At 68.9% G+C, this 8,293-nt stretch carries 7 protein-coding genes; 3 read left to right on the forward strand and 4 right to left on the reverse strand.

Translation table 11 applies throughout. The features are described from left to right. Positions 1 to 37: 37 nt before the first annotated feature. From ABD134_RS07125 to ABD134_RS07140, 4 genes are read right to left on the reverse strand one after another with little or no spacing between them, the layout of a single operon-like run. Positions 38 to 853 (reverse strand): HpcH/HpaI aldolase/citrate lyase family protein, encoded by an 816-nt coding sequence (locus tag ABD134_RS07125; RefSeq protein ID WP_344228133.1) that lies wholly within the window; start codon positions 851 to 853, stop codon positions 38 to 40. Further along, positions 850 to 1,347, reverse strand: a complete 498-nt coding sequence (locus tag ABD134_RS07130) for a MaoC family dehydratase (RefSeq protein ID WP_344228135.1) — start codon at positions 1,345 to 1,347, stop codon at positions 850 to 852. Before ABD134_RS07130 ends, ABD134_RS07125 begins: the two co-directional genes overlap by 4 nt. After that, positions 1,344 to 3,437 carry an acetyl/propionyl/methylcrotonyl-CoA carboxylase subunit alpha gene (locus tag ABD134_RS07135; RefSeq protein ID WP_344230774.1) on the reverse strand — a complete coding sequence of 698 codons (2,094 nt, stop codon included), beginning with the start codon at positions 3,435 to 3,437 and terminating at the stop codon, positions 1,344 to 1,346. Before ABD134_RS07135 ends, ABD134_RS07130 begins: the two co-directional genes overlap by 4 nt. 5 nt (positions 3,438 to 3,442) lie before the next feature. Continuing rightward, on the reverse strand, positions 3,443 to 5,026 hold the full coding sequence (locus ABD134_RS07140) for a carboxyl transferase domain-containing protein (RefSeq protein WP_344228136.1): 1,584 nt from the start codon (positions 5,024 to 5,026) through the stop codon (positions 3,443 to 3,445). A 124-nt stretch (positions 5,027 to 5,150) separates the two neighbouring features. Between ABD134_RS07140 and ABD134_RS07145 the strand changes: the two genes are divergently transcribed. The 3 genes from ABD134_RS07145 (at position 5,151) to aceA (ending at position 8,259) form a co-directional block, all read left to right on the forward strand. After that, positions 5,151 to 5,867, forward strand: a complete 717-nt coding sequence (locus tag ABD134_RS07145) for a TetR/AcrR family transcriptional regulator (RefSeq protein WP_344228138.1) — start codon at positions 5,151 to 5,153, stop codon at positions 5,865 to 5,867. Continuing rightward, entirely contained in the window at positions 5,864 to 6,682 is an 819-nt protein-coding gene (locus tag ABD134_RS07150; RefSeq protein WP_344228140.1) for an NUDIX hydrolase, read from the forward strand. The genes ABD134_RS07145 and ABD134_RS07150 overlap by 4 nt, the downstream gene beginning before the upstream one ends. A gap of 272 nt (positions 6,683 to 6,954) precedes the next feature. Continuing rightward, complete coding sequence (gene aceA / locus ABD134_RS07155; protein WP_344228142.1) at positions 6,955 to 8,259, forward strand: isocitrate lyase; 1,305 nt, start codon at positions 6,955 to 6,957, stop codon at positions 8,257 to 8,259. Positions 8,260 to 8,293: the final 34 nt, after the last annotated feature.

Consider the following 8,293-nt stretch of genomic DNA (forward strand, 5'->3'; position numbering starts at 1 on the left):
CGGGTCCGGGCCTCCGTCACCTCCGCGTCGTAGGGGTTCACCCCATGATCCGACGCGCCTGCCGCAGGATCGGTTCGTCCACCATGCGCCCGCGGAACCGGAAGACTCCCGGCTGCGCCTCGGCCTCGGCCAGCACGGCACGGGCCCACTCGGATTCCTCGGCACTCGGTGCGTAGGCCTCCCGGATCACCGACGCCTGTGACGGGTGGATGCAGGCGGTCGCGGTGAAGCCGGAGGCCACCGCATCCTCGGCCTCCGCCCGCAGCCCAACGAGGTCGGCGATGTCCATGAACACCGTGTCCACCGCCACCTTCCCGGCGGCATTGGCGGCCACCAGCACCCGGGACCGGGCATAGCGGGCCACCTCGCGGTACTGGCCGGCGCGCAGGCCCTCGGCGAAGCGACTCGACTTGCCGGCCATGGACGCCACCAGGTCCTCGGCACCCCACATCAGCGCGACGACGGCCGGGTGCCGGGCGATCTCGTATGCCCGCTCCACACCGGCGGCCGTCTCACACAGGGCAACGACGGAGTAGCCGGCCTCATGCAGATGGTCCAGCTGGGCAGGATCCTCCACCTTGGCAACCATGAGCACTCGATACGGGCCGCCGGCCAGAGCGACCAGGTCCAGCTCATGCTCTCGGGCCGTCTCGCTGCCGACCGGGTTGACCCGCACGATGGTCGTGGCGGGGTCCAGCGATGACGCGACCACGTACCCCCGCGCCGCAGCCTTGTCCGGCGGTGCGACCGCGTCCTCCAGGTCGAGGATCACAGCGTCGGCTGCGGCGGCCGCCTTGGCGTACCGGTCGGGCCGATCAGCCGGACAGAAGAGGATGGACGGCCCGAGATTCACGATTCTCCCTCGGCCGCAAGCATTTCCGGGGAGACCTGCATGAGCGTCGACCGCTTCGCCACGGCCACCACCACCCCGTCCTGGTTGCGTGCTGTGTGGTGGAACTCCACGATCCCCTGGTGTGGACGGGACTTCGAACGCCGCTTCCCCATGATCAGGGTCTCCGCGTACAGGGTGTCCCCGTGCCGCATGGGCGCCGGGAACGTCACCTCACTGAAACCGAGGTTGGCCACGATGGTCCCCTGGGTCAACTGCGCCACGGACAGTCCGACCAGCGTGGAGAGGGTGAACATGCTGTTGACCAGCGGTTCTCCGAACTCGGTGTCCGCGGACCATGCCGCATCCAGGTGCAGGGCCTGGGCGTTCATGGTCTGGGTGGTGAACAGGACGTTGTCCGCCTCGGTCACCGTGCGTCCGGGGCTGTGGACGTAGACGGCGCCCTCCTCCATCTCGTCGAAGTACAGTCCTCGCTGGACGATGCGCTTCTCACTCATGCGACGCTCTCCTCGCTCGTCGAGATCCTCGGGTTCTTCATGTCCTCGCCGTTCTCGCCAGACCCGCCGCCGTCCTCGATGACCTCCGGGGTGATCACAGCGAGCACCTGGCCCCGGGAGACGGCATCCCCCACTGCGGCGTGCAGCGCGACCGTGCCCGCCACCGTGGAACGGATGACGTGTTCCATCTTCATGGCCTCGACCACGAGTACCGCATCCCCTTCGTTCACGGTCGCCCCGTCGTCGACCGAGGTCACCAGGACGGTCCCCGGCATCGGCGAGGTCAGGGTGGGAGTGGATTCGGCCTCACCGTGGACACTGTGGTCGGCGCGCACCCGGCGGATGTCGAACAGCGCCCCCCGACGGGTGAGTTGCACACCCTCGGGCCCGACGACAGCCGTGAAGCTGCGCCCGATCCCTCCGATCGTGACCGCCACGTCCTGCCCCCTACGCGTGACGAGCGCGGGCAGGGAACCGGACCGACCGCCGTCGGGCCGGGTGTGGGCCCCGTCGGAGGTGCCGGCGTCAGGCTCAGCAACGACGTTGGGCGCGTCCACGGTGCCGGACAGCAGCACCGTATGGGTGGTGCCGTCCGCTGCGACCAGCGGGAACCGACGCGGGGCCGGCCCGCCCAGGCGCCAGCCGTCACGGCGGCGCCAGGGATCGGACGAGGACCCACGGGCGGCGTCCATCAGCAGGGCGGCCTCCCGGAACTCCCGCTGCCCCGGAGTCGCGAACTCGAGGGCGTCGAACTCGCGGGCGATCAGGCCGGTGTCCAACTCCCCGGCGATGACGGCGGGCAGCTCCAGCAGGGCGCGCAGGAACTCTACGTTGGTGGTGAACCCGACGACCGCCGTGCTCTCCAGTGCGGCGACCATCCGCCGCCGAGCCTCCTCCCGGTCCCGCCCCCAAGTGATGACCTTCGCGAGCATCGGGTCGTAGTCGACGGAGACGGACAGGCCGTCCTCGAGGGACGTGTCCACGCGGACACCCTCTCCCTCGGGGTGCCGGACGTGCTCCACTCGTCCGCCGGTGGGCAGGAAGCCGGCTGCCGGGTCCTCGGCGTAGATGCGGGTCTCGATGGAGTGACCGTCCAGGATGATGTCCTCCTGGTCCAGCTCCAGCGTCTCACCGGCGGCCACCCGCAGCTGCTGTTCGACCAGGTCGGCCCCGGTGACCTCCTCGGTGACCGGGTGCTCGACCTGCAGGCGCGTGTTCATCTCCATGAAGAAGAACTCGTCCGGGGCGTCCGCCGGGACGATGAACTCGACCGTGCCAGCACCGCGGTAGCCCACGGAGCGCGCCGTCTCGCAGGCGGCCTCGCCGATCCGGGCCCGGGTGGCCTCGTCCAGCAGGGGCGAGGGTGCCTCCTCGATGACCTTCTGGTGGCGGCGCTGCAGGGAGCACTCGCGCTCGCCGAGGTGGATCACGGCGCCGTGGGCATCGGCCAGGACCTGGACCTCGATGTGCCGTGGGGTCAGGACGTAGCGCTCCAGGAACAGGGCGTCGTCCCCGAAGCTGGCGGCCGCCTCCCGCCGGGCGGCCTCCAGGGAACCGGCGAGCTGGTCCTCGGACTCGACCACGTGCATGCCCTTGCCGCCGCCCCCGGCAGAGGGCTTGATCAGCAGGGGGTAGCCGATGCCGGCGGCGGCCTCGGCGAGCTCGTCATTGGACAGTCCGGGCTGGGCGATGCCGGGAACGGTGGGCACGCCGCGGGCCTCGACCGCGTTCTTCGCCGTGATCTTGTCCCCCATCACCCGGATCGACTCGGCCGACGGGCCGATGAAGACGATCCCGGCCTCGTCACAGGCCTGGGCGAATCCGGCGTTCTCAGCCAGGAAGCCGTAGCCGGGGTGGATGGCCTCGGCACCGGTGGCGCGGGCGGCGGCCAGGACGGCGTCGATGTCCAGGTAGGACTGGGCGGCCGGGGCAGAGCCCAGGCGGACTGCGGCGTCCGCCAGGCGGACGTGGCGCGCGCCGGCGTCGGCGTCCGAGTAGACGGCGACGGAGCGGATGCCCATTGCACGAAGGGTGCGGATCACGCGGCAGGCGATCTCGCCACGGTTGGCGATGAGGACAGTTCTGAACATCACGATCACATCCTGAAGACGCCGAAGGACGACGTGTGGCCGGCGGGTGTCTGGGCGGTGGTGTCGGAGGGTGCCCGCATGACGACATCCAGGGCCAGGCCCAGGACGTCGCGGGTCTGGGCCGGCTCGATGATGCCGTCGTCCCAGAGCCGGGCGGTCGAGTAGTAGGGGCTGCCCTGGTGCTCGTACTGCTCCCGGGTCGGTGCCTCGAACGCTGCCTGCTCCTCCGGGCTCCAGGTGCCACCGCCGGCCTCGATCTGGTCCCGGCGCACCGTGGACAGGACGGAGGCCGCCTGAGGACCGCCCATCACCGAGACACGGGCGTTCGGCCAGAGCCACAGGAAGCGCGGGGAGTAGGCCCGCCCGCACATCGAGTAGGTGCCGGCCCCGAAGGAACCGCCGACCACGACGGTCAGCTTGGGCACGGATGCAGTGGCCACTGCGTTAACCATCTTGGCGCCGTGCTTGGCGATGCCCCCGGCCTCGTATTCGCGGCCCACCATGAACCCGGTGATGTTCTGCAGGAACAGCAGCGGGATGCCCCGCTGCTCGCACAGCTCGATGAAGTGGGCTCCCTTGAGGGCGGACTCGGCAAAGAGCACCCCGTTGTTGGCCAGGATGCCCACGCGGTGGCCTTGGATCCGGGCGAACCCGGTGACCAGGGTGGTGCCGTACGTGGACTTGAACTCGTGGAAGCTGCCGGAGTCGATCGTCCGGGCGATGATCTCGCGGGCGTCGTAGGGGGTGGTCAGGGAGACCGGGACCACGTCGGTGAGGGTCTCGGGGGACTGCTCCGGGTCCACGATGTCGGCCGGCACATACGGCAGCGACGGTGTCGACTCCAGTGTGGCCACGATGTCCCGGACGATCTGCAGGGCGTGCTCGTCGTTCTCGGCCAGGTGGTCGGTCACTCCGGAGACCGTCGAGTGCACCTCGCCACCACCGAGGTCCTCGGCGGTGACGACCTCGCCCGTGGCCGCCTTCACGAGCGGCGGTCCTCCGAGGAAGATGGTCCCCTGGTTCCGGACGATCACGGTCTCATCGCTCATCGCCGGCACATAGGCGCCACCGGCGGTGGAGGATCCCATCACGGCGGCGATCTGGGGGATGCCGTCCCGGGACATCCGCGCCTGGTTGTAGAAGATGCGGCCGAAGTGGTCCCGGTCCGGGAAGACCTCGTCCTGCATCGGCAGGAAGGCGCCCCCGGAGTCGACAAGGTAGACACAGGGCAGCCGGTTCTCGGCCGCGATCTCCTGGGCCCTCAGGTGCTTCTTGACGGTGATCGGATAGTAGGTGCCGCCCTTCACCGTGGCGTCATTGGCCACCACCATCACATGCCGGCCCTCGACCAGTCCGATGCCGGCCACCACGCCCGCCGCGGGGGCGGCCCCATCGTAGAGGTCATAGCCCGCCAATGGGGCCACCTCGAGGAAGGGGCTGCCCTCATCCAAGAGGGTGTCCACGCGGTCCCGGACCAGCATCTTGCCCCGGGCGGTGTGCTTCTCCCGTGATTTCTCCGGCCCGCCGAGGGCCGCGGCGGCACGCCGCTCGCGGAGCTCGGCGATCAGGTCTTCATACGTCGCTGACATCGGCAGTGCCGTCCTTTGGGTTAGCAATCAGTAACTAGAAATAGGTTATCGGTCAGTAACCGAAGTTGTCTATGCTGGGTAGCATCCGGCAACAGGAACTCCAGCAACCACGGGATGGGGCACGATGACGGCAACCTGGCGGGCCACCCAGAAGGCCAATCGACGCACGGCCCTGATGGAATCGGCGGCACGGCTCTTCGCCGAGCGCGGCTTCGCGGCGGTCTCCACCACAGAGCTGGGCGAGGCGGTGGGCATGAGTGGCCCCGCGCTCTACAAGCACTTCGCCAGCAAGGATGCCCTGCTGGCCGAGATCCTCGTGGATGCCTCGGAACGGCTCCTGGCGGGATGCCGGGCCATCCTGGCGGAGGCCGAGTCCGAGGACAGGGTGACAGACCCGGCCCAGACCCTGGAAAGACTGGTCCGCTTTCACCTGGAATTCGCCACCACGGACCCGGACGTCATCCGCATCCAGGACAGAGAACTGCCCTCCCTCGCCCCCAAGGACAACCAGTCGGTGCGTCGGCTGCAGCGTGAATACGTCCAACTATGGGACGCGGTTTTGTCTGGACTGCGCCCCGAGCTCGACGACGGCGAGCGCCAGGTTCGCCTCCTGGGCACCTTCGGCCTGCTCAACTCCACGCCCCACAGTGCCGGCCCGACGCCCATCCGCGCCACCAGGACCGCAGACGGCCAGCACGCCGGCGATATTCTGGCCGGTATGGCCCTGCGATCCCTGACCGGAGGGGAACCCCTCCACCAGACTGGAGGCCACACGGGCCAGACCGGCACCCCGAGGGCACCGGCCCCCGCCTCCCTCGACCACCACGGAGCATCCGCATGACCACCCCCTCTGCGCAACCCGTCCCGCAGGCGGCGACCGTCCTACTGCTCCGCGATGCACCAGACGGTCGAGCTCCGGAGATCTTCACCATCACCCGCTCGACAGCCCTGGACTTCAGCGCCGGGGTCTCGGCCTTTCCGGGCGGACGCATCGATGACACGGACGACCTGGACCCATCCCTCTGGGACGGGACGGACCTGCCCGCCTGGGGGCTACTGCTCGGGCTGGAACCAGACGGGGCCGGAAAGGTGCTGGCCGGCGTCGTACGGGAAACCTTCGAGGAGACCGGCATCCTGCTGGCCCGGCATCGGGACGGGACCCCCGTGGGCCCCGAGCTGCTGACGTCGCTGCCGACCGACACCCGCGAGCGCGTCGAACGGCTCGAGCTGGACTTCGGCGGCCTGTTGTCCGAGCACGGACTGCTGCCGGACGTCCGCGGCCTGCGCCCCCTCTCCCGGTGGATCACCCCCGAGGGCCCGCCGCGACGGTACGACACGTACTTCTTCGCTGCCGCCCTTCCTGACGGCCAGCGACCGGGGACCCTGTCCTTCGAGGGCATCGCCAGCCGGTGGACAACGGCGGCCGAGGCACTGGCCGACTTCCAGACCGGCCGGCACCGGCTGATGCCGCCGACCTGGTCTCAGTTCCGGGCACTGCTCCCGGCCCGCTCGGTGGTCGAGGCCCTGGCACCCGCAGGGACGATCGAGGCGGTCGAGCCCACCGTCGTCGCATCACCCCACCAGATCATCGGATTCGACGACGCCGAGATCTACGCTCGGGAACTGGCCGACGGGTGGCCTGCGACCGGGGCGTGACCCTGAGGTGAAACGTCAAGAAGCCATTCATTCTCCTGGCGAGAGGAGATCGCTGCACTCCTCGGAATTTCAGACGGTAAAGATTTGGTCTTTTTGACCAGGGTCGGAAATGGTGACGATTTTCTCCCGACTTCTCCCCCGGGTCGGGCGAAAGGCGTCAAGACTGGATCTCAACGAAGCGATGCACATCACTTCGAGATCCCAGATCAGCACCATCTCGGTAGGCGTGGCGACCAGTCAGGGCACCGCGCAGACCCCCGAAGGAGACTGCCATGACCGAGCAGAACACCCAGCACACCCCGGCCAGCGCCGAGCAGATCCAGCACGACTGGGACCACAACTCCCGCTGGGCCACCACTGAGCGCACCTACACCGCCGAGGACGTCGTCAAGCTCCGCGGCCGCGTCCAGGAGGAGCACACGCTGGCCCGCCGCGGCTCCGAGAAGCTCTGGGAGCAGCTGACCAGCGAGCACGCCGAGGGCTCCTACACCAACGCCCTGGGCGCCCTCACCGGAAACCAGGCCGTCCAGCAGGTCAAGGCCGGGCTGCGCGCCATCTACCTCTCCGGCTGGCAGGTCGCCGCCGACGCCAACCTCTCCGGCCACACCTACCCGGACCAGTCCCTGTACCCGGCCAATTCGGTGCCGCAGGTCGTTCGCCGCATCAACAACGCCCTGATGCGCGCCGACCAGATCGAGTTCTCCGAGGGTGTCCAGACCGTGGACGACTACCTGGTCCCGATCGTCGCCGACGCCGAGGCCGGCTTCGGCGGCCCCCTGAACGCCTACGAGCTGATGAAGTCCATGATCTCCTCCGGCGCCTCCGGCGTGCACTGGGAGGACCAGCTGGCCTCCGAGAAGAAGTGCGGCCACCTCGGCGGCAAGGTCCTCATTCCCACCGGCCAGCACATCCGCACCCTGAATGCCGCCCGCCTCGCGGCCGACGTTGCCAATGTCCCCTCCGTGATCATCGCCCGCACCGACGCCGAGGCAGCCACCCTGATCACCTCGGACGTGGACTCCCGCGACTCCGACTTCATCACCGGTGAGCGCACCGCGGAGGGCTTTTACAAGGTCCGCAACGGGATCGAGCCCTGCATCGCCCGTGCCAAGGCCTACGCCCCGTACTCCGACCTCATCTGGATGGAGACCGGTACCCCGGACCTGGAGCTGGCCAAGAAGTTCGCCGAGGCCGTCAAGTCCGAGTTCCCGGACCAGATGCTCTCCTACAACTGCTCGCCGTCCTTCAACTGGAAGAAGAACCTGGACGATGCCACCATCGCCAAGTTCCAGCGGGAGCTCGGCGCCATGGGCTACACCTTCCAGTTCATCACCCTGGCCGGCTTCCACGCCCTGAACCACTCCATGTTCGATCTGGCCACCGGCTACAAGGAGCGACAGATGTCCGCCTACGTGGAGCTGCAGGAGCGCGAGTTCGCCGACGAGGCCCGCGGCTACACCGCCACCAAGCACCAGCGCGAAGTCGGCACCGGCTACTTCGACGCCATCTCCACCGCTCTGAACCCGGAGAGCTCCACCACCGCGCTCGCCGGCTCCACCGAGGCCGGTCAGTTCTGATCCCACCGGATCACCGCGACGCCGGCCGCCAACC

Origin of the sequence: Citricoccus alkalitolerans (genome assembly GCF_039528175.1) — a bacterium.
Taxonomy (GTDB): domain Bacteria; phylum Actinomycetota; class Actinomycetes; order Actinomycetales; family Micrococcaceae; genus Citricoccus; species Citricoccus alkalitolerans.

Coding starts and splice junctions, on each gene's coding strand:
- ABD134_RS07130 (WP_344228135.1), bottom strand. CDS start 1,347: ATGAGTGAGAAGCGCATCGTCCAGCGAGGACTGTACTTCGACGAGATG.
- ABD134_RS07135 (WP_344230774.1), bottom strand. CDS start 3,437: ATGTTCAGAACTGTCCTCATCGCCAACCGTGGCGAGATCGCCTGCCGC.
- ABD134_RS07140 (WP_344228136.1), bottom strand. CDS start 5,026: ATGTCAGCGACGTATGAAGACCTGATCGCCGAGCTCCGCGAGCGGCGT.
- ABD134_RS07145 (WP_344228138.1), top strand. CDS start 5,151: ATGACGGCAACCTGGCGGGCCACCCAGAAGGCCAATCGACGCACGGCC.
- ABD134_RS07150 (WP_344228140.1), top strand. CDS start 5,864: ATGACCACCCCCTCTGCGCAACCCGTCCCGCAGGCGGCGACCGTCCTA.
- aceA (WP_344228142.1), top strand. CDS start 6,955: ATGACCGAGCAGAACACCCAGCACACCCCGGCCAGCGCCGAGCAGATC.